The sequence below is a fragment of the Yersinia entomophaga genome, from assembly GCF_001656035.1.
Classification (GTDB): Bacteria; Pseudomonadota; Gammaproteobacteria; order Enterobacterales; family Enterobacteriaceae; genus Yersinia; species Yersinia entomophaga.
Genome location: NZ_CP010029.1, coordinates 3974900 through 3996393, shown reverse-complemented (window position 1 = coordinate 3996393; position 21494 = coordinate 3974900). Strand labels below are relative to the sequence as shown.

The window sequence follows — 21494 nt, the reverse complement described above, 5'->3', positions numbered from 1 at the left end:
AATTGATAATTAAAACCACAATATCATCAAGTTTGACTCATTAATATCTTTGATAAAACTGAAGGCTCATCGGCGTTGGTATGAGAGTTCCCTGCTGGAAAGGTTCAGTAGCAACAGGAATAGGATCCAGTGTAGGCATAACCCCTGGATTATCAATCGGAGTGACAGGCGTTGACACTGAAGGTGGCATACCATTGTTGTACGGATTAAATGCGATTGTAACCGTAGAATTATTGATCGTAATACCGTTTGCGCCAGAAACTAAGTGAGATTCTTCTCTAGTCATTTGTTTCATAAATACCTCCATTAATATAATTGATAAGTTTAGTGTGATGATATCTAAATGCTTAATCTCGCAGCTGCCATTCTAAATTAAAGTAATTAGAAATATTAACAACGACCTATTATGTAAGGTTGTGTTTTGACAACGTTACATATTTACATAACGTAAAAACCATATGAAGATACCTGGTTCATTTAAGATAAAAAACATATACCATTGATAAATAACCCATACCAATGACACAGACAGAATTATTTTAAAATAAATATAAAAAAACAAAAAAATCAACCCGTTAATTGAGGAGCAGAAAGCAAATGTTCGTTTTGATGGGAGACTTACAGGTGGAAGGGTTGTTATTTTTTATCACTCACAATCATTAAAAAATAATTTAATCTATGCCGATTAATCTAGCCGTTGATAAAAATTTAAGTTTGATTGTTATTACAAAACATTCATTACAATCAGTAAAAAAATAGCTGCGATATCATCAGATACCGCAGCCATACAGACACTCAATGACCGACAATAATTACGATTCCAGCAAACCCTGAGCCAGATAATGATTCGCATCAGGTACGCCCGGCAGGCTAAAAAAATACCCCCCGCCAATAGGTTTGACATACTCTTCCAGCGCTTCACCGTTTAGCCGTTTTTGCACCGCCAGAAAGGCTTTTTCCAGATTGGACTGATAGCAGACAAACAGCAGTCCCATATCCAACTGGCCGGAGTTTGATACACCCAATGAATAGCTGTAACCACGGCGTAGCATCAGGTTTTCCTGAGTTTCGACGGTACGTGGATTCGCCAGGCGAATATGAGCATCCATTGGAATAACTTTACCGTCTGGATCTTTGGCGTAATCCGGCTCATCATGTTCATGAACCATACCCAAAGGTGCCCCGCTGTGTTTATCCCGGCCAAAAATCGTTTGTTGCTCCTGCAAAGGCGTTCGATCCCAAAACTCCACCTTAAAGCGGATAATACGCGCTGCCTGATAGCTGCCGCCCACCGCCCAGGCTGGCTCTCCCACATTGTCCGGCACCCAAACCACCCGGCTGATCAAAGGTACATCACTGGTTTTGGGATTTGCCGTACCGTCTTTGAAGCCCAGCAGATTGATCGGCGTTTCCTTTCCTTTACTGCGCGCAGAATGGGCAGAAATAAAGCCTTCTCGTTTCCAACGCACGCTAAGTAAATCCGGCGTATGCTTGATAATATCCCGCAGCGCGTGAATCACCGTTTCGTTGGTATTAGCGCAGATTTGCAGCAGAATATCACCGTGACACAGGCTTGCATCTAGTGAATCGTTAGGAAAACGGGTCATTTTCTGCAAATGCAGCGGTTTCTTCGCCTGCAGACCAAAACGTTCATCGAACAATGAGTTACCGACCGACACGGTGATAGTCAAATTGTCGGGATAAATTTCTGGCCCGATAATTCCCGAGTCCAGCGGCGGCAGCTTAGGATCAACTTCCGGCGCACGCCCGCCGCCGGTGAGAAAAGCAATTCTTTGGGTCAACAGTTTAAATAAACGCGTCAGATCCGCAGGTGTCGTGGCTAAAACGTCAAAGGCCACCAGCATCATGGCTGCTTGCTGCGGCGTTAAAATCCCTGCCTGATGCGTGCCGTAAAACGGCTGTTTTTGCCAACGCTCATCTTTCTTTTCAGCGGTCATGTCAGAACCTGCCGTTGCCGCCTGAGCCGCTTTATTCGTCCCCAGTGCCAATGCGCCGCTCATCACGCCCATGCCCAATAACAAGCGTCTGCGCGAAGGCGATTCCGCCCCATCTGATGGCTGAGACGGCCCATTTAATGGGTCGATTTTCATTACCATGTTAACAACCTCAATCCAGACCCAACACGCCGCGCAGCTGTGCCAAATCTTCCGCCAATGCGGTAATAGGGCCTTTCATAGCATTACGGTCAGCGTCAGTCAGTTTTTCATAGGATTCGAAGCCGTCTTTGGTTCGATATTTAGCCAGCAATGTATCAACGGTTTTGAAATTGGCATCAATTTTTTGCAATAGTGGTTTATCGGCTTTCTCCAGCAATGGACGCAGTAAATTCACTATCTTCTGAGCACCGTCTACGTTTGCCTGGAAATCCCACAAATCGGTGCGGCTATAGCGATCTTCTTCACCGCTAATTTTGCTGGCCGCGATTTCTTCAATCAGCCCTGCCGCGCCGCCCGCCACTTTACCCGGCGCAAATGTCAGATCTTTAATACGTTTTTGCAGCTCTAATGTGTCCTGATACAAACGCTCGGCAAATTTATCCGCCCCTTTGGTGGTGTTATCCCCGAACAGGATTTTTTCCAGACGATGGAAACCGGTGAAGTTAGGATCGGCGGCTTTCTGCTCGAAATCATCTTCGCGAGCGTCAATGCTGCCGTCCAGATCGGAGAACAACTCGGCAATAGGTTCAATCCGCTCGTAGTGCTGACGAGTTGGGGCATACAGCTGGCGTGCCAGCGCTAAATCACCTTTTTTCACTGCATCGGTAAAGGCTTTAGTTTGAATCACCAACTGATTAACTTCTTGTGTGACATACACTTTGTATTCCGCAATCGGCCCGACTAACGCCATAGCGTCAGGTTTAGTCGCTACTGCACCTTCGGTGGCGGTGACGGTCAGTTTGCCTTTCGGATTACTCAGCAGCCCGCAGGTCATGTCGTATTCACCCGGTTCCAGATTAGCCGTCATTTTTTGCGTAAAGCCCGGTGCGATGTTTTCACGTTCTTCAACAACCATCACGCCTTTCAGAATTTCCCACTCCAGCCCTTTTTGGCTGGCATTGTGTACCACAAACTGAGTTTTTCCCGCCGGAATGGTCAGCGCCATTGGCTCACACTGTTTATCATTAACAGTAATTTTTATTTGCGGAACTTTAGCATCAGCAGCCTGCGCGCCGGCGCTGATAGCGAAAGCGGGCAACGCCAACAGCGCGGCGTGCAGTGCGGTACGACGGAAGAACCGATTAGACATGTCATGACTCCCTGACCTAAAAATAAGATTAATGGTTGGTTTTATTCGCAGATCGAGCACCGGATGCGGCCAGTTCGCGCTGCGGTAGGAAAAAGAAAATCAATGCTGGGATCAGATAGATAAAGTAAACGGCAACTTCACTGACGCTCGGCGCTTCCTGATAGCCCAATATACCTTCCAGGAAGGTACCCAGTAGGCTATGCGTTGACAGCACATTAGTCAGATCGAAGGCGATATCTTGAAAATGGTTCCAAAGTCCCGCTTCATGGAATGCGCGAATGGCTCCGGCAGCCAAACCGGCGGCAACAAAGAGGATAAATAGACTGGTCCATTTAAAGAATTTGGCCAGATGCAATTTCACGCCGCCCCAGTAAATTGCCATACCGACAATAATGGCGCAGGTTAACCCTAAAATAGCGCCAATAGGTGCACCAATGCCGACGTCCTGCTGGAAAGCAGCTAATAAAAAGAATACCGATTCCAGACCTTCACGCGCCACGGCAAAAAATACCATTGCCACCAGCGCCCAGCCCTGACGACGACCCGAGTTTAGGGCGTGATCGATAGCTCCTTCCAAATGAACCTTGACCGATTTGGATACCTTGCGCATCCAGAACACCATATAGGTCAATATGCAAACGGCAACCGCCGCCACTATACCTTCAAACAGTTCTTGCTGTTTCTGCGGGAATTCACCGGTGGTTTCATTAATAAAGATACCCAACCCAAGACAGAGCGCTACAGCAACAATAACGCCGGCCCAGACGGCTCCCATCCATTGACCGCGTTGGGTGCGTTTCAGGTAGCTGGCAATCAGGCTGACAATCAGCGCGGCTTCAAGACCTTCGCGAAACATAATAAGAAATGGGACAAACATGCTTAACACCCCTGATGGTGGGTAACGTCAATTTAAGTAAAGAAAGGTAAAACTCACTAGCGATATTGATTATCAATCCAGCGATAAAAAAAGTAAAACTTAAAACGATAGTGATTATCATTCTGCCATCGGGAAATTCAAGGAACTCGTTCGGATTGTTGCCAATAAATATGTCTGATTATTTCAGGGATACGAATTTATAAGAGCGGACTGGTTGGGGAAATATTGTGTCATGGAGGTTAGATAAATAAGGAAGGCGCTCACTGCCTGCCTGAACGGACAGTGAGCGAATCGAAAGGCTTAAATGGTTTTGAATTCTGCTTCGGCTTTATGGAAACGATCGGTCACAATTTTCGAGGGTTCACGGCCTAACAGGCTGACAACCACAATGGCGATACTGGCGAAAATAAAGCCCGGAATGATTTCGTATAACCCGAACCACGCGAACTTATTCCAGATAATCACTGTTCCTGCGCCAACCAGCATCCCGGCCAGCGCACCGTTACGAGTCATGCGTGACCACATCACGGAAATCAATACCACGGGGCCGAAAGCCGCGCCGAAACCTGCCCAAGCGTTGCTCACCAGACCCAGAACTTTGTTTTCCGGATCGGCGGCGATGGCAATAGCGATAACCGCAACCAACAACACCATCATACGGCCAACCCATACCAGTTCTTTCTGGCTGGCATTTTTACGCAGGAAGGCTTTATACAAATCTTCTGTAATCGCACTGGAACACACCAGCAGCTGGCAGCTTAAGGTACTCATGACCGCAGCCAAAATAGCGGACAGCAGAATACCGGCAATCCACGGATTAAACAGCAACATCGCCAACTCGATAAAGATACGTTCGCCGTTTTCGGAAACACGTCCCGCCAACTCTGGGTTTTGCTGGAAGTAAGCAATACCGAAGAAACCCACGGCAATGGTGCCCGCCAGACACAAAATCATCCAGGTCATGCTTATACGACGTGCCTTACGGATGGTGTGATGGGAATCTGCCGCCATAAAACGAGCCAAAATATGCGGTTGACCAAAGTAGCCCAGACCCCAGCCCAACAGCGACAGGATTGCGACAATATTCAGCCCTTTCAGCATATCCAGATTGGCGGCGTCCTTGGCTTTAATCACCATAATCGAGGTATCGATGCCGCCCACGGCCAGAATGACAATAATTGGCGTCAATATCAGAGCAAAAATCATCAGGGTAGCCTGAACGGTATCGGTCCAGCTCACGGCGAGGAAGCCGCCGATAAAGGTATAGGCGATGGTTGCGGCGGCACCGGCCCACAGCGCGGTGCTGTAACTCATGCCGAAGGTGCTTTCAAACAACAGCGCACCAGCTACAATCCCGGACGCACAGTAAATAGTGAAGAACACCAAAATCACTACGGCAGAAATCACCCGCAGCAGTTTGCTTTTATCTTCAAAACGGCTAGTGAAATAATCCGGCAGCGTTAACGCATTATTGTTGGCCTCGGTTTGCACGCGCAAACGGCCGGCCACCAGTTTCCAGTTCAGATAGGCACCCAAAGTCAGGCCGATAGCGATCCAGCTTTCGGAAATACCGGACAGAAAAATCGCGCCGGGTAGCCCCATCAACAGCCAGCCGCTCATATCAGAGGCACCGGCAGAAAGTGCAGTCACTACGCTGCCTAAGCTGCGTCCACCTAAAATGTAATCGTCAAAGTTATTCGTCGCCCGGTAGGCCATAAGGCCAATAATTATCATGCCAAATATATAAACGAGAAATGTCACCAGCATTGGTGTGTTCATCATCATGCAACGTCTCCATAGTGCGTTTTATACGTTTTAATACTTCCGTTTTTCATTAATACATCAGTTTAAAAACACCTCGCCAGCGATGGCAGGGTGTCTAGTTCAGTGCGAATGCCGGAACGTAGCATTAGGTTGCACCTGAGATGATTTATCATCGAAACTAATTTGTCGCGCTGACTATCCTAGAGGACTCTCTTCTTTAGCAACAACTCTTTCAACAAAAAATTTACATAAAATTTACCCTACATCACATTTACAATAGTTCCCGGTTTCACCTTGCACCCTAAAGTGAGTTGCACCCTGAGCAAAACCCGTAGAAACCCTGTATTTAGTAATGTTAACCCCCTCCCAATGAAAACAAAGTAATAACTGCGCCCAGAAAGAATGTTAAAAATCCGACTAATTTCACAGTTCGTTAATTGCCCTGATTTAACATGGTTGCACAAAGTTGCAACATGCTAGATATTGTGACGAATAAAAAACATAACTCCCTTAATTTAGGACAGGAGCCAGACGGCATGGGCAGCACAACAATGGGCGTGAAACTCGATGAGGCGACACGCGATCGTATTAAAACGGCAGCACAACGAATTGATCGCACACCGCACTGGCTGATTAAGCAGGCCATATTTAACTATCTGGAACGCCTGGAAAATGGCGCTGATATGCCAGAAATTCCAGCGTTGGCAACGGCTTCCCCTGCTGAAAAGGACGACATTATGCCGCAATCGGTGGAAACAGCCCACCAACCATTCCTTGATTTTGCAGAACATATACTGCCGCAGTCTGTCACCCGTGCCGCCATCACCGCCGCCTATCGCCGCCCGGAAACCGAAGCCATCCCAATGTTGCTGGAACAGGCGCGTTTGCCGGCCGATCTGGCCGATGCGACCCACAAACTGGCCTACGGTATTGCCGAGAAGCTGCGCAACCAGAAAAGTGCCAATGGCCGCGCCGGCATGGTGCAAGGTCTGTTGCAGGAATTCTCTCTTTCTTCTCAGGAAGGGGTGGCGCTAATGTGTCTGGCGGAAGCGCTACTGCGTATTCCGGATAAACCGACTCGTGATGCGCTGATCCGCGATAAAATTAGCAACGGTAACTGGCATTCCCATTTGGGCCGCAGCCCGTCACTGTTTGTTAACGCGGCAACCTGGGGTTTGCTGTTCACCGGCCGTCTGGTCTCCACTCATAATGAAGCTAAACTCTCCAGCTCTCTGAACCGTATTATCGGTAAAGGCGGCGAACCATTGATCCGCAAAGGCGTGGATATGGCGATGCGCCTGATGGGCGAGCAATTTGTCACCGGTGAAACCATCGCCGAAGCGCTGGCCAACGCCCGCAAGTTGGAAGATAAAGGTTTCCGTTATTCTTACGATATGTTGGGTGAAGCGGCGCTGACCGAAGCCGATGCGCAGGCTTATCTGATTTCCTATCAGCAGGCAATTCACGCTATCGGCAAAGCCTCTAATGGCCGTGGGATTTATGAAGGGCCGGGTATTTCCATCAAACTTTCTGCCCTGCACCCGCGCTATAGTCGCGCTCAATACGAGCGGGTGATGGATGAGTTATACCCTCGCCTACTGTCCCTGACATTACAGGCTCGTCAGTATGATATTGGTATCAATATCGACGCCGAAGAGGCGGATCGTCTGGAGATCTCCCTCGATCTGCTGGAAAAACTGTGTTTCGAGCCGCAGTTAGCCGGTTGGAACGGTATCGGTTTTGTCATTCAGGCTTATCAAAAACGCTGTCCATTCACCATTGATGCAGTGATTGATATGGCGCAGCGTAGCCGTCGCCGCCTGATGATTCGTTTGGTGAAAGGCGCTTACTGGGATAGCGAAATTAAGCGCGCACAGGTGGAGGGTCTGGAAGGCTATCCGGTGTATACCCGCAAGGTTTATACCGATGTATCTTATCTCGCCTGCGCCCGTAAACTGCTGGCTGTACCAAACCTGATTTATCCTCAGTTCGCCACTCATAACGCACATACTTTGTCCGCAATCTATCATTTGGCGGGCAATAACTATTATCCGGGTCAATATGAATTCCAATGCCTGCACGGCATGGGCGAGCCGCTGTACGAACAAGTGGTAGGAAAAGTGGCCGATGGTAAGCTCAATCGCCCGTGCCGCATTTATGCACCGGTAGGCACCCACGAAACGCTGCTGGCTTATCTGGTGCGTCGTCTGCTGGAAAACGGAGCTAATACCTCGTTTGTAAACCGTATTGCCGATGCAACGCTGCCATTAGATGAGCTAGTCGCCGATCCGGTTGCCGCTGTAGAGGCGCTGGCCGCCGCTGAAGGTCAGCTAGGATTGCCTCATCCACGTATTCCATTACCTCGGGATTTGTACGGAAGTGAGCGCGCCAACTCCAGCGGTTTGGATCTGGCCAATGAACATCGCCTGGCCTCACTATCCAGCGCACTATTAACCAGCGCCACTCAGGCCTGGCTTGCAGAACCTATTATTGATGCCGAACGAGATCAGGGCGGCGTAGAACAACCGGTCATCAACCCGGCAGAACCGAGTGATGTGGTGGGTTATGTCCGTGAAGCCACTACTGATGAAGTCAGCCGCGCATTGGATGCTGCCGCAGCCGCTGGCCCAATCTGGTTTGCCACGCCGCCGACTGAACGCGCCGCCATTTTGGTACGCGCCGCCGAGTTGATGGAGGCTCAAATGCAAAACCTGATGGGCATTCTGGTGCGCGAAGCCGGTAAAACCTTCAGCAACGCCATCGCAGAAGTACGCGAAGCGGTAGATTTCCTGCATTATTACGCCGGAATGGTTCGGGATGATTTTTCGAATGACAGTCATCGCCCACTTGGTCCGGTGGTTTGTATCAGTCCGTGGAACTTCCCTCTGGCCATTTTCACCGGACAGGTTGCCGCAGCCCTGGCCGCAGGTAACAGCGTGCTGGCAAAACCGGCGGAGCAAACTCCGTTGGTCGCTGCTCAGGCGGTGCGTATTCTACTGGAAGCCGGTATTCCGCAGGGTGTATTGCAGCTGTTGCCGGGTCGGGGTGACAGCGTTGGTGCCTTGCTGGTCAATGATGCGCGAGTGCGCGGCGTGATGTTCACCGGCTCCACTGAAGTTGCCAGCATTCTGCAACGTAGCATTGCCGGTCGCCTCGATCCTCAGGGTCGTCCAACGCCGTTAATTGCAGAAACCGGCGGTTTGAACGCGATGATCGTAGATTCTTCCGCCCTGACCGAACAGGTGGTTACCGACGTGGTTGCTTCCGCCTTCGACAGCGCGGGCCAACGCTGCTCTGCCCTGCGTATTCTGTGTATTCAGGAGGACGTGGCTGAGCACACGCTGCAAATGCTGCGTGGCGCTATGGCGGAATGTCGTATGGGTAATCCTGAGCGTCTGTCTACGGACATCGGCCCGGTTATCGATGCAGAGGCCAAAGCCGGTATTGAGCGCCATATTCAGGCGATGCGTGCCAAAGGTCGCAAAGTCTATCAGGCCGCGCAGGCGGATACTCAGGATGAGAAAGAGTGGCAGCGCGGCACCTTTATCAAACCGACGCTGATCGAATTGGAAAGCTTTGACGAGTTGCAAAAGGAAGTCTTTGGCCCGGTACTGCACGTAGTGCGTTTCCAGCGCCAGAATCTCACCGCGTTGGTGGATCAAATCAACGCTTCCGGTTATGGCTTAACGCTGGGTATTCATACCCGAATTGATGAAACCATTGCTCGCGTCACCGATCGCGCTAAAGTCGGCAACCTTTACGTCAACCGTAATATGGTCGGTGCGGTCGTTGGGGTGCAACCATTTGGCGGAGAAGGACTATCCGGCACGGGGCCGAAAGCTGGCGGGCCGCTGTATCTGTATCGTCTGCTGTGTAGTCGTCCGGAAGACGCGGTAACGTCGACCTTGGCGCGTCAGGACAGTGAGCATCCACAGGACGTCACCGCACGTGAATCCCTGCTGACCGCTCATCGCGCACTGATTAGCTGGGCTAATGAACAGAAGCGAAACGATCTCGTTAGCCTGGCTGAACGCTACAGTGACCTGGCTCAGGGCGGAACTATTCGCCTGCTACCGGGGCCAACCGGTGAGCGCAATACCTATGCGCTGCTGCCGCGTGAGCGGGTGCTGTGTCTAGCGGATAATGAGCAAGATGCTTTGATTCAGCTGGCGGCAGTGCTGTCGGTTGGCAGCCAGGTACTATGGCCGGACAGCGGTATTCAGAAGGAATTATTCCGTCGCTTGCCTGCTGCCGTCCAGAGTCGAATGGCCTTGACGCCGGATTGGCAAAGTGAGAAAGCGGTATTTGACGCAGTGATTTATCACGGTGATGCCGATCAACTACGTACCCTGTGCGAGCAAGTGGCGCAGCGGGACGGCGCGATTGTGTCAGTACAGGGCTTCGCGCGCGGTGAAACCAATATTCTGCTGGAGCGTCTGTTAGTGGAGCATTCCCTCAGTGTGAATACCGCCGCGGCCGGTGGCAACGCCAGTTTGATGACTATCGGCTGATAGTTTGATGGTTGGTTTATGTATAAACGGAAAGGCTCTTAGGAGCCTTTTTATTTTTTAGGTTCGGCATCTAAAGCTAGTTTGAGATCGCATCCGGTTTCGATTGATATTATCTTGGTGAATATCTCACCTCCACAGCCTTAACAATCCGCGCCTCCGCACGTATCGCCTGCCCGCTGCGTGGGTTCCCTCACTCATCGTCTCAGCCGCTCAAATGTGCTCTGAAAAATCAAACTCAATGTCAAAAGCCCTATCAAAAACGAAAGGCAAATTGTGATTCGTAAGAACACTGGTTTTGCACTCAACAGGCGCAATCAGGAAGCGGGCCGAGCAGGGATGAGGCCAAGAGTGAACAGCCGTCAGCTGTTGAAAGCGCGCCTTGAGCCGCAGGGCCAGGATGGCATGGCATCCTGATAACGCCCGCAGGCGAATCTAGCGCTGGCTCGCCGGACGAAGCGCGCCCGAGGGAGGTTCGCAGAACCCCACTTTCGCGCCAAGCCCGGGTGCAGGGTTGGGCAACTGCCAACCCGGCTCGGAAGCCTCCACGGTAAGTGAGGAGACAGTGAACTGCTGGGCTTTCGAAACCAGCCCCCAAACATTATCTATTATTCAGAAACTTATCTAAAAACTGCTTGGTACGCTCATGCTGCGGATTTGCAAACAACGCCTTCGCTACCCCCTGCTCGACGATCTGCCCGTGATCCATAAAGATCGCCCTGTCAGCCACATCGCGAGCAAAACTCATTTCGTGAGTCACGATCACCATAGTGCGTCGTTCTTCCGCTAAAGCTCGAATGGTGTTTAATACCTCGCCCACCAGCTCTGGATCCAACGCCGAAGTCGGCTCATCGAATAAAATCACTTCAGGCTGCATCGCCAAAGCCCTTGCTATCGCCACTCGCTGCTGCTGCCCACCCGAAAGACGGCGCGGATAGGCATTCTCCTTGCCGCTCAACCCGACTTTTGCCAGCAACTCGCGCGCCCTTTTCTCTGCGGATTCGCGCTTTTCCCCTTTCACAATCACCGGCCCTTCAATGATATTTTCCAACACGGAACGATGAGGGAATAAATTGAAGTTCTGGAACACAAACCCCACCTGCTGACGCAGCGCTCGTACCTGTTTTTGCTGCTTACTAATAGGTTTAGAACCGTCAATCTGAATATCACCAACGCGAATAGTGCCAGAGTCAGGAATTTCCAACAGATTAATGCTACGCAACAAGGTCGTTTTACCTGAGCCACTCGGCCCAATAATCGCCACCACTTCGCCAGTATTTACCTGTAGATCGATGCCACGTAGTACCTGTTGACCGTTAAATTGCTTGGTCAATTTCTTCACTTCAATGGTACTCATCGTTACTCCTGATCCTGACGATTAACATGTGCTTCTAGTCGATTCTGTAACGCCGACAACAACGTAGCCATCATCCAGTAAATCAACGACGCGGCCAGATACATGGTAAAGACTTCCAATGTACGCGAAGTCACTAACTGTGCCTGACGGAACAGCTCCGGCACCTGAATCGTTGCCGCTAGGGAAGTATCTTTTACCAGCCCGATAAAGCTGTTGCCCAACGGCGGGAGCGCCGTACGCCCGGCCTGCGGCAGAATCACCCGATATAGGGTCTGCCAGCGCGTCATACCGATACTGGCCGCGGCTTCCCACTGCCCTTTCTCAATAGAAGAAATAGCAGCCCTTAGCGTTTCCGAGGTATAAGCGGCGGTATTTAGAGATAAACCGAGCAATGCAGCCGGCATTGGGTCCAGTTCAATGTTGAATTGCGGTAAACCGTAATAAATCATAAACAACTGGGCGATCAACGGCGTGCCACGAAATATTGAAACGTAGAAACGGGAAAACAGTGAAAAAGGTAAAAAATGGGACAAACGCATCATAGCCAGCATAAAGCCCAGCGCTAATCCCAGAAACATTCCCCCCAGACTAAGCTGGAGGGTTAACCAGGCACCTTTCAGTAAAAATGGTGCTGAATCCAGCACCAGTTGAATACTTTCTTGCATTATTTAGTTACGTCCGCACCAAAATATTTCTCTGAAATTTTCGCCAAAGTGCCATCTTTTTGCATTTCAGCAATTGCTTGATTGATCGCCGCCAATAGCTCCGGATTATTTTTCCGCAGCGCTACGCCAGACTCCTGACGAGCAAAAGCCGGACCCGCAACAACCAAGGTATCACCGGTTTTCTTCACCAGATCCAGCGCGGCTAAACGGTCAACCAGAATGGCATCGGTACGACCAATACGCAGATCCTGATATTTAGTTGGGTCATCATCATAAGTACGAATATCGACGCCTTTCAGATTGGCTCGCAACCATTGTTCATAGTTACTGCCCAAACCGACACCGACCTTCTTACCCTGCAAATCTTCCGGCTTGTTGAATTTGCCTTCGTTGCCCTTTTTAACCAGAACCTGAATACCGGAAATTGTATAAGGCGTTGAGAAATCGTATTTTTTCTTACGATCTTCGGAAATAGTTACCTGGTTGATAGCGACATCAATCCGTTTAGATTCCAGCGATGCAAGCATACCGTCCCATTTGGTAGGCTGTATTTTGGCCTTCACCCCCATGTGTTCCGCCAATGCATTAGCGAAATCCACTTCGAAACCGGTCAGCTTGCCGTCTTCACCCTGGAAGCTAAACGGCGGATAAGTTCCTTCCAGCCCGACAATGAGAGTTCCACGTTGCTTAACCTGATCCAACAGATCGCCTGCCGCATAGGATTTGACGTTCAAGCCCGTTGCCAGTGCCACCGCCATCATGCCCAGAACCACTCGACGACGTACAATTGAAAAGCCCATAGATACCCCGATTGTCATGTTTATCGTTTTGATATCGCTACGTTATCAGTCTTAGGAATCAAATAAAGGAATATAACCTGATAACTATAGTTGAAAATGGAATAAATAATATCGATCCTCATATATGAGGATGATAGGCAAACAACGCCGGCGCGCCACCGGTATGGATAAATAATATTGGCCCGTTATCACAAAAGCGCTGTTGTGCCAGCCCGTCGATCAGCCCAGCCATGGCTTTACCGGTATAAACCGGGTCCAGTAACACCCCTTCCTGCTGCGCCAATAACTGCACAGCCGCCGTGCCTTCATCATTAGGGATACCGTACTGCGGGCCAAAGTATTCATCCCACAGATTGATATCCGCAACACTAGAAATACCGAGGGAAAGAGCCAGGTCTCGCTGAATTTGCGCCACTTTTGGCCGCTGCTCTTCGGCTTTGCGTGAAACGGTCACACCAATCAACTCCACTTCCGGCAATAACTGTTGTAAACCCACCGCCAGACCGGCATGAGTTCCTGCACTACCGGATGCCACTACGACTGAACTGAAATTAACTTTGCCCTGCGACTGCGCGGCTATCTCCAGCGAGCACTGAATGTAACCCAAGGCTCCCAAGGCATTAGAGCCACCCACCGGCACCACATAAGGACGAAATCCCTGCGCCTCCAATCGAGTCGCCAGCTCAGCCAACTGCGCATTGGGGTCGACCAAAGCGTCACACATCACCACTTCCGCATTAAATAGGTCCAATAGTAGGCGGTTACCATTGCTCAGATAGTTTTCTGCTTGCGTTCCCATCGGATTTTCCAGCAGTGCCACGCAATGTAAGCCTAGCTTGGCTGCAACGGCGGCAGTTTGCCGAACGTGGTTAGATTGAATGGCCCCCGCTGTGACCAGCGTATCCGCGCCCTGCTGTAAGGCTTCTGCAGCCAAAAACTCCAGTTTGCGCAGTTTATTCCCCCCCAGAGCAACCGGCGTGACATCGTCTCGTTTGATGTAAATTTCACGACCCAAATAATCAGACAAGCGGGAAAGTTTTTCTAATGGCGTGGTATGCCCAACCAGATCCAGACGCGGAAATTGCGCCAGTTTTTGTTGAAGAGTCACAGATCCTCCAAAAGGAATGAAATAGAACGATTCTATAGATTTATCAGATGTCAGATGATTAATCACTGACTTTTAGTGAAGGCTAAATCGATTATTAGAGTATATAAATGCAAAACGCCCGACGAGGCAATATTCCACCGTCGGGCGTCAATCAATAGCTGAATAAAATTTAGTAATTTTTTTGCCAGGCCAAATATTGATCGTATTTTCGCAATGCAATGCGATAATTATTATGTGCCGCATTTGGCAGATCATCGATAATTCGCTGATGCATGGTCTCACTGGCAAATTTCTCTGCCGGATAATTACTGGCTACCAGCATTTCATCTAAACGACGCAGACGCACCACATATTCCCTAACGGTACTGTGACTCATCTCAGTTTGTTCAAATAAATATTGTTTGAATGCCATAATGTCAAAATAGCCCGGCGAGCTATTACAATATATTTCACTGCAAAAACGGCACAGCGCCGTCAGCTCATTTTGTAAATTAACCCAGACCTGATCGTCAATCGGTTGATCCATTCCGGCAATGGCTTCTTTATTAATAATTTGCCCGCGGAAAACCAACGCCATACGTTCCAATTGTTTATTACAGTGCGAGCAGTGGGTTTGGGTGTGTTTATAATCTTTTAGATAGCGGCTCAGCGGCCTTTTCTTTAAGGTAAGTCCAGACATAAGAAGACCTGCATAAATTAGGCTAAAGCAAAAAATAAAATTGAGCGAATGTGAATTAAGAGTCGTTATTCAGGCGGGCACGTAAGCGTTTAATCGCCTGGCTATGAAGCTGGCTGACGCGGGATTCCCCCACCTCTAGCACTGCGCCGATTTCCTTCAGGTTCAGCTCTTCCTGGTAATACAGCGTCAGCACCATTTTCTCGCGCTCAGGCAATGCCTCGATCGCTTCAATGACGCGCTGACGGAGATTCCCTTCCAACAGGTGCTGCAACGGATTGGCATCATCATGCCCTTCCAATACGGGTTCAACGCTTTCGCCATGCTCTTCCCGCCACTCATCGTAGGAGAACAGCTGGCTATTATTGGTATCCAATAAGATTTGGCGGTATTCATCCAGATTGATATCCAGAATCTGGGCAACCTCTTGTTCCGTCGCCGGTCGCCCGACTTTTTGTTCAACCTGACGCATAGCCTGTGCCACTTCGCGCGCATTGCGGCGTACGCTGCGCGGTGCCCAATCGCGGCTACGCAGCTCATCCAGCATTGCACCGCGAATACGTTGCACGGCATAGGTGGTAAAGGCGGTTCCCTGTAGCGCATCGTAGCGTTCGACGGCGTTAAGCAGCCCAATGCCACCAGCTTGCAGCAGGTCATCCAGTTCTACACTGGCAGGCAGGCGAACCTGCAAACGCAGTGCCTCGTGGCGAACCAGAGGAACGTAGCGTTGCCAGAGGGAATTTTTATCCATCACGCCTTCGGCGGTATATAGATCGCTCACTATGACAGGCACCTACGGGTAAGAGAGTCGTACCATTATCCTGTCAGGTCACGCAGACAATCGCCGGAATAGACATAGAAAAGGGCGGCTATTTGCCTTATGCGCTTTTTTAGTTCGGGAGTGACAAAACATTTCTGCATAAAATAGTTGGCACAGGCCAATTTAAACCTGCGCCACAGCACGTTTGACTACACCAGCAGTTGCAAAAGAGATAAATCGTCGTTCACTTTGACTTGGTCGATTTCATGGATAAAATCGGCGGTGGCCTTGGCGCTATGCTGGCGGAAAGTGTGATAGGAGTAGAAAATATCGATGACATGTTCTTCGGTCAGATCGCCAATTTTAATCAAATGAGCGCTGATCAACGACTTGATAAAGAAATAATCGACCACCAGGAGATACAGGCTTTTTAGCAGAGGTTGATCGCCTTTCATTGCAAACTGGTCGTGGTGTAAACGGTATAGGAAATAGTTACGCAGCAGATAAGGACGCTGTTTTAGGAAAGGCATCGCCTGCTCATTCCATATGTTACCCAACTGTTTCATCCGTTCTTCCAACTGCTCATTATCAAAATCGATCACCAAATGGTTGATTAAATGTCCCAAATAAGCAAATAACGTTTCGCGGCCGCGCGCGTGAGGTGCGTCAGTAGTAAACTTCTGCAACCGCATTAATAACTGCCACTGAAGTCCCTGATTAAATGGAATGTTACTAAGATATCCTGCAATATCTCCATTCTGTAATTTATTCACCAAATCACCAAAGGCAGCTTCCATTGCGGGTAACTTGCTTTCTACATCACCACTTAATTTTTGGTAATACAGCAAGAATGATGTGATGGCGTAAATATTTTCTTCAATACGGCTTTGCTCCGGCATAATTAAATTAGCGCAGAACAGATTAACCAACTGATTTTCCATATTCAGATCAGAAGCTTTAAAATTTCCCGTTTGAGTAATAGTCGTCGCTTGCATATTTAATGCATTAGGATTCAGCAATACCTGGCGCGCTGCTTCCGGACAGGAAATGGTTAACGTATTTAATTTTTGCTTCTTATATATGTGCTCCATACGCGGATAGGTGGCACAAGTAACGCTTAATGCCCTCCCTCCCAGACGTTTATGCACATTACACAGACGTTCTTCATCTAAATAAGGGCAGTTTTGTTCTTCATTCAATTTTATTGAAGCCCAGTTTGCCTGACTTTTCTTACTAACAATAATATTGGTTACAGCGATACGTCTGATATCCGCATTCTGGCTTTTCGCATATTTTCGATAAGTCTCTTTATCGAGGGTAATACTCCAGCGTTTACAGCAATGGTCGCGGCAGGCGGAGCCTACACAGCTAAAGTTAGCCACATAATCTGGCTGAATGACCTGAAGTTCTTTCACTTAATACCCCTTCCCGTTGCTGGAATGCTTGCATGTATCATAGGCTAATACCCTTCTGGGGATGCTACCCTATGACAAAAGGCGGCTAAGAGCCGCCTTTGTATGATTAACCCTGACCAAATTAACGCAGCAGAGACAATACGGTCTGCGGAACCTGGTTAGCCTGTGCCAATACGGAAGTCCCCGCCTGCTGCAGGATCTGCGCACGGCTCATGTTGGACACTTCGGTAGAGTAATCGGCATCCTGAATACGGCTACGCGCGGAAGTCAGGTTGTTTACGGTGTTGTTCAGGTTGGTGATGGTTGACTCAAAACGGTTCTGAGATGCACCCAAAGTACTGCGCTGAGTATCAACCGCTTTCAGGGCTTTATCGATAGCAGCCAAAGGACCACCGGCATCTGCGGTACCGGCGGCGCCACCGGTCACGGTGCCTTTCAGTACGTCGAAGCCTTTGGCAGCAACGGTACGCACGTTACCGTTAACCGCTTCGCCTGCGTCAGTCGCTTCTTTCATTTTGGCATCAAGAGTCGCTTTAGCTGTAGCGGTGTCAGGCAGTTTAGTGGCATCGGCATCAGAGATTTTTTTCTTCGCGTCGTAATCAGTTTGTGCTGTATCAACCGCAGCTTTCTTAGTAAATGCGTAAGTATTGACAGTATCGCTAGAAATGCCGCCGGCGCCCGCCGCTGCCAGGTTCCAGCCCGCGCTTGAACCGATAGCGATGCTGATTTTCTCGCCGTCTTTAGAACCCACTTGGAAATCGTAGTTGGAATCGGTCGCAGTACGGTTGTCCAGGACTTTGATACCGTTGAAATCGGTTTGCTTGGTCACACGGTTGATTTCTTCCATACGCTGGTTAACTTCAGACTGGATGGAATCGATATCGGATGCAGAGTTAGAGCTGCTTTGTGCCTGAACGGTCAGATCACGTACGCGCTGCAGGTTGTTGTTGATCTCACCCAACGCGCCTTCTGCGGTCTGAGACAGAGAAATACCGTCGTTCGCGTTACGCGCAGCCTGAGTCAGACCGTTGATGTTTGAAGTGAAACGGTTGGCGATCGCCTGACCCGCAGCATCATCCTTGGCACTGTTAATACGCAGACCAGAAGACAGACGCTCAATGGCGGTGCCTAAAGAAGACTGGGATTTATTCAGGTTGTTCTGTGTCATCAGAGACAGGCTGTTAGTGTTAATTACCGCCATGGTATTATTCCTTAAATATGTTTCGGCTAATGTTTAGGCTTCTTGCCTACGGCTTCAATCACCGTCCCTTTATTTATCGGCACATGCATTCATAGCTTTAATTAAATCGCGTGTTTTTATTAAAAAACCAATAAATAACAAACACAAAAAAGCCCCCGCAATGCGGAGGCTCGATATCCTGCTCGACGGGGAATTAACGCAGCAGAGACAAGACAGTTTGTGGAACCTGGTTAGCCTGTGCCAATACGGAAGTCCCTGCCTGCTGCAGGATCTGCGCACGGCTCATGTTGGACACTTCGGTAGAGTAATCGGCATCCTGAATACGGCTACGTGCGGAAGTCAGGTTGTTTACAGTGTTGTTCAGGTTGGTGATGGTTGACTCAAAACGGTTCTGAGACGCACCCAGCACGCTGCGCTGAGTATCGACCGCTTTCAGGGCTTTATCGATATCAGCCAATGGCGTCGTACCGACAGCCAGACCAGCTGAATCCACATTACCTTTCAGTACATCAAAACCTTTAGCTGCAACGGTACGTGCATTGCCATTAACCGCTTCACCAGCGGCCGTTGATGTATCCAAGGCCGTTTTGAAGGCCGCGTTAGAGGCGGTCAATGCAGTATTGGCAGTACCGACAGCGGTAGTGGCGGTATCAAATGCGGTTTTAGCTGTTGCGGTTGCAGCAACATCACCCGCTACGCCAGATGCATCAGAGATTGCTTTCGCAGCCAGATAAGCGCTGTTTTTCGCCGCAGCGTCAGCCGTTTTGGTATCAAAGTCGGTTTTTTTCGTCGTTACATCAGTTTGGGCAGTACCCAGCGCTGTAGTCGTTTTGAATTGGTAAGTGTTGACAGTATCGCCAGAAACGCCGCCGGCGCCCGCCGCTGCCAGGTTCCAGCCCGCGCTTGAACCGATAGCGATGCTGATTTTCTCGCCGTCTTTAGAACCCACTTGGAAATCGTAGTTGGAATCGGTCGCAGTACGGTTGTCCAGGACTTTGATACCGTTGAAATCGGTTTGCTTGGTCACACGGTTGATTTCTTCCATACGCTGGTTAACTTCAGACTGGATGGAATCGATATCGGATGCAGAGTTAGAGCTGCTTTGTGCCTGAACGGTCAGATCACGTACGCGCTGCAGGTTGTTGTTGATCTCGCCCAACGCGCCTTCTGCGGTCTGAGACAGAGAAATACCGTCGTTCGCGTTACGCGCAGCCTGAGTCAAACCGTTAATGTTAGAAGTGAAACGGTTGGCAATCGCCTGACCCGCTGCATCATCCTTCGCGCTGTTGATACGCAGGCCGGAAGACAGACGCTCAATGGCGGTGCCCAAAGAAGACTGGGATTTGTTCAGGTTGTTCTGTGTCATCAGAGACAGGCTATTTGTATTAATTACCGCCATAGTGATATTCCTTCAATGTAGCTAATGAGTATTATTGGCGATTGGACTGAGTTATCGTCGCCATCACAAAAGGCTATCGGCACCTGCGCCGAGAACTTTAATCCGCAATTGAAATCATTCTGCCTTGATGCATAAATATGCACACGATATACCCGTCATTCAGTTCAATAGCGCAAATAGCTGTACTTAATGCCCCGCTATTCCATCCATCACTATTTGTATTTTATGTGTAAACTTTTTTTCCTCCTGGCCGATAACGCTATCACGACACTTGAATATTAAGGATTAGACATGGCAAGTATCAGCTCATTAGGTAGCGGTTCAGGAATGAATTTAAGTGAACTGTTAGACGGTTTGTCTGCAGCAGAACAAAAGCGTCTTACCCCTCTGACCCAGCAACAAACCAGCTTTAAAGGGAAACTATCTGCATTTGGCGTGCTGCAAAACGCACTGGCAAAAGTGGAAACTGCTGCGGCGGCCCTGAAAAAAGCAGACACAATAAACGGCACGTCGGTCAGCAGTAAAAATGAAGCATTTAGTGCAACAACCGACAGTGCTGCCAGCGCCGGTAGCTATAATATTGAAATTTCTCAATTGGCTAAGGCGCAATCCTTGCTATCCGGCAAGATGCCTAACACAAAAGATAATTTGGGCAATAGTAATGAAACAAGAACCATTACTATTACTCAGCCTGGCCAAGAAAAGCCGATGGAAGTTACATTGGCAAAAGATAAAACCTCCCTGAATGATATCCGCGATGCTATCAACAAGCAGGAAGGCAATGTTACCGCCAGTATAATGAAGGGTGATGACGATACCTATTACCTTTCGCTGACTTCAAAAGAAACCGGCACCAAGTCGGAAATGACCGTTAGCGTGACTGGCGATGATGATTTAGGCAAGATCCTGAACTATACGCCGGGAAGCACCAGCACCGATGGCATGAAGCAAACCGTTCCAGCAGCGGATGCCAAATTGAAAGTCAACGGCATTGATATTACTCGTCAAAGTAACGTAATTACCGATGCACCTGCTGGTGTGACGCTTACGTTGAAGAGCGTCACCAAACCTGACACCCCAGAAGTTCTGAGTGTGGTACGCGATCCCAAAGCGACCAAAGATGCGATCCAGGCTTTTGTTGATGCCTATAACTCACTGCAAACCACTTTTAGCTCACTGACCAAATATACCGCGGTTGAAGCGGGTCAAGAGCAGTCGTCCGGCAACGGTGAATTGGTCGGTGACAATACGCTGCGTAATATTCAGACCCAACTGAAAGCCCAGTTATCTTCTGCTCAAGGCGGCGATGTCAAAACCTTAGCTAGCCTGGGGATCACTCAGGATCTTAATGGGAAGCTGAAAATCGACAACGAGAAACTGGATAAAGCGCTGAAAGAAAAACCAGGCAGCGTTAACCAGTTCTTTGCCGGGGACGGTGAAACTACCGGGTTTGCTACCCAAATGGATAAACTGCTGAATGGTGCCCTTGATACCTCGAAAGGTACGCTGAAAAGTGCAACCGACGGGATCAACCGTTCATTGAAAAATCTGGATAAACAGGTTATTTCAACAACAGCCAATATCAATGCCACGATTGAACGCTACAAGATCCAGTTCGGTCAGCTAGATAAATTGGTTACCTCGTTCAAAAACACAGGCAACATGCTGTTGGCACAATTTAAATAACAAAGGATAGA

Annotated in this window: 16 protein-coding genes; 2 read left to right on the top strand and 14 right to left on the bottom strand. The window is 49.2% G+C overall.

Features of this window, described 5'->3' with window-relative positions; genetic code table 11:
• Nucleotides 1-40: 40 nt before the first annotated feature.
• The 5 genes from PL78_RS17875 to putP form a co-directional block, all read right to left on the bottom strand.
• Complete coding sequence (locus PL78_RS17875; protein WP_064517700.1) at nt 41-295, bottom strand: hypothetical protein; 255 nt, start codon at nt 293-295, stop codon at nt 41-43.
• 517 nt (nt 296-812) lie between these two features.
• Nucleotides 813-2117 (bottom strand): iron uptake transporter deferrochelatase/peroxidase subunit, encoded by a 1305-nt coding sequence (gene efeB / locus PL78_RS17870; protein WP_064517697.1) that lies wholly within the window; start codon nt 2115-2117, stop codon nt 813-815.
• A 10-nt stretch (nt 2118-2127) separates the two neighbouring features.
• Nucleotides 2128-3267 carry an iron uptake system protein EfeO gene (efeO, locus tag PL78_RS17865; RefSeq protein WP_064517695.1) on the bottom strand — a complete coding sequence of 380 codons (1140 nt, stop codon included), beginning with the start codon at nt 3265-3267 and terminating at the stop codon, nt 2128-2130.
• A gap of 28 nt (nt 3268-3295) precedes the next feature.
• The gene (gene efeU, locus PL78_RS17860; protein ID WP_064517693.1) at nt 3296-4144 is read right to left on the bottom strand and encodes an iron uptake transporter permease EfeU; all 849 of its coding nucleotides are present in this window, start codon (nt 4142-4144) and stop codon (nt 3296-3298) included.
• 300 nt (nt 4145-4444) lie between these two features.
• Nucleotides 4445-5929 carry a sodium/proline symporter PutP gene (putP, locus tag PL78_RS17855; protein WP_064517691.1) on the bottom strand — a complete coding sequence of 495 codons (1485 nt, stop codon included), beginning with the start codon at nt 5927-5929 and terminating at the stop codon, nt 4445-4447.
• A gap of 515 nt (nt 5930-6444) precedes the next feature.
• Between putP and putA the strand changes: the two genes are divergently transcribed.
• A complete protein-coding gene (gene putA / locus PL78_RS17850) occupies nt 6445-10419 on the top strand; it encodes a trifunctional transcriptional regulator/proline dehydrogenase/L-glutamate gamma-semialdehyde dehydrogenase (RefSeq protein ID WP_064517689.1) in 3975 nt (1324 codons plus the stop codon).
• Nucleotides 10420-11017: 598 nt separating this feature from the next.
• Here putA and tcyN read toward each other — a convergent pair.
• The 9 genes from tcyN to PL78_RS17805 all read right to left on the bottom strand — a co-directional run bounded on the left by tcyN (nt 11018) and on the right by PL78_RS17805 (nt 19797).
• The gene (tcyN, locus tag PL78_RS17845; protein ID WP_064517685.1) at nt 11018-11773 is read right to left on the bottom strand and encodes an L-cystine ABC transporter ATP-binding protein TcyN; all 756 of its coding nucleotides are present in this window, start codon (nt 11771-11773) and stop codon (nt 11018-11020) included.
• Nucleotides 11774-11775: 2 nt separating this feature from the next.
• A complete protein-coding gene (tcyL, locus tag PL78_RS17840) occupies nt 11776-12438 on the bottom strand; it encodes a cystine ABC transporter permease (RefSeq protein WP_064517683.1) in 663 nt (220 codons plus the stop codon).
• Nucleotides 12438-13238 (bottom strand): cystine ABC transporter substrate-binding protein, encoded by an 801-nt coding sequence (gene tcyJ / locus PL78_RS17835; protein WP_064517681.1) that lies wholly within the window; start codon nt 13236-13238, stop codon nt 12438-12440. Before tcyJ ends, tcyL begins: the two co-directional genes overlap by 1 nt.
• Nucleotides 13239-13356: 118 nt before the next feature.
• Entirely contained in the window at nt 13357-14346 is a 990-nt protein-coding gene (locus tag PL78_RS17830; protein ID WP_064517679.1) for a D-cysteine desulfhydrase, read from the bottom strand.
• Between the two features lie 169 nt (nt 14347-14515).
• The gene (fliZ, locus tag PL78_RS17825) at nt 14516-15025 is read right to left on the bottom strand and encodes a flagella biosynthesis regulatory protein FliZ (RefSeq protein WP_049597538.1); all 510 of its coding nucleotides are present in this window, start codon (nt 15023-15025) and stop codon (nt 14516-14518) included.
• Nucleotides 15026-15080: 55 nt separating this feature from the next.
• Entirely contained in the window at nt 15081-15803 is a 723-nt protein-coding gene (locus PL78_RS17820) for an RNA polymerase sigma factor FliA (protein WP_049597537.1), read from the bottom strand.
• A 188-nt stretch (nt 15804-15991) separates the two neighbouring features.
• A complete protein-coding gene (gene fliB, locus PL78_RS17815; RefSeq protein ID WP_064517677.1) occupies nt 15992-17197 on the bottom strand; it encodes a flagellin lysine-N-methylase in 1206 nt (401 codons plus the stop codon).
• 121 nt (nt 17198-17318) lie between these two features.
• The gene (locus PL78_RS17810; RefSeq protein ID WP_064517675.1) at nt 17319-18398 is read right to left on the bottom strand and encodes a flagellin N-terminal helical domain-containing protein; all 1080 of its coding nucleotides are present in this window, start codon (nt 18396-18398) and stop codon (nt 17319-17321) included.
• Between the two features lie 193 nt (nt 18399-18591).
• Nucleotides 18592-19797 (bottom strand): FliC/FljB family flagellin, encoded by a 1206-nt coding sequence (locus PL78_RS17805; RefSeq protein ID WP_064517673.1) that lies wholly within the window; start codon nt 19795-19797, stop codon nt 18592-18594.
• Nucleotides 19798-20088: 291 nt separating this feature from the next.
• On the opposite strand from PL78_RS17805, the gene fliD reads away from it, so the two are divergent.
• On the top strand, nt 20089-21483 hold the full coding sequence (gene fliD, locus PL78_RS17800; RefSeq protein WP_064517671.1) for a flagellar filament capping protein FliD: 1395 nt from the start codon (nt 20089-20091) through the stop codon (nt 21481-21483).
• The last annotated feature ends 11 nt before the right edge of the window (nt 21484-21494 follow it).

What these genes read in the sequence shown, in the direction of transcription:
- PL78_RS17875 (WP_064517700.1), bottom strand. Translation starts at nt 295, where the DNA reads ATGAAACAAATGACTAGAGAAGAATCTCACTTAGTTTCTGGCGCAAAC.
- efeB (WP_064517697.1), bottom strand. Translation starts at nt 2,117, where the DNA reads ATGGTAATGAAAATCGACCCATTAAATGGGCCGTCTCAGCCATCAGAT.
- efeO (WP_064517695.1), bottom strand. Translation starts at nt 3,267, where the DNA reads ATGTCTAATCGGTTCTTCCGTCGTACCGCACTGCACGCCGCGCTGTTG.
- efeU (WP_064517693.1), bottom strand. Translation starts at nt 4,144, where the DNA reads ATGTTTGTCCCATTTCTTATTATGTTTCGCGAAGGTCTTGAAGCCGCG.
- putP (WP_064517691.1), bottom strand. Translation starts at nt 5,929, where the DNA reads ATGATGATGAACACACCAATGCTGGTGACATTTCTCGTTTATATATTT.
- putA (WP_064517689.1), top strand. Translation starts at nt 6,445, where the DNA reads ATGGGCAGCACAACAATGGGCGTGAAACTCGATGAGGCGACACGCGAT.
- tcyN (WP_064517685.1), bottom strand. Translation starts at nt 11,773, where the DNA reads ATGAGTACCATTGAAGTGAAGAAATTGACCAAGCAATTTAACGGTCAA.
- tcyL (WP_064517683.1), bottom strand. Translation starts at nt 12,438, where the DNA reads ATGCAAGAAAGTATTCAACTGGTGCTGGATTCAGCACCATTTTTACTG.
- tcyJ (WP_064517681.1), bottom strand. Translation starts at nt 13,238, where the DNA reads ATGGGCTTTTCAATTGTACGTCGTCGAGTGGTTCTGGGCATGATGGCG.
- fliZ (WP_049597538.1), bottom strand. Translation starts at nt 15,025, where the DNA reads ATGTCTGGACTTACCTTAAAGAAAAGGCCGCTGAGCCGCTATCTAAAA.
- PL78_RS17810 (WP_064517675.1), bottom strand. Translation starts at nt 18,398, where the DNA reads ATGGCGGTAATTAACACTAACAGCCTGTCTCTGATGACACAGAACAAC.
- PL78_RS17805 (WP_064517673.1), bottom strand. Translation starts at nt 19,797, where the DNA reads ATGGCGGTAATTAATACAAATAGCCTGTCTCTGATGACACAGAACAAC.
- fliD (WP_064517671.1), top strand. Translation starts at nt 20,089, where the DNA reads ATGGCAAGTATCAGCTCATTAGGTAGCGGTTCAGGAATGAATTTAAGT.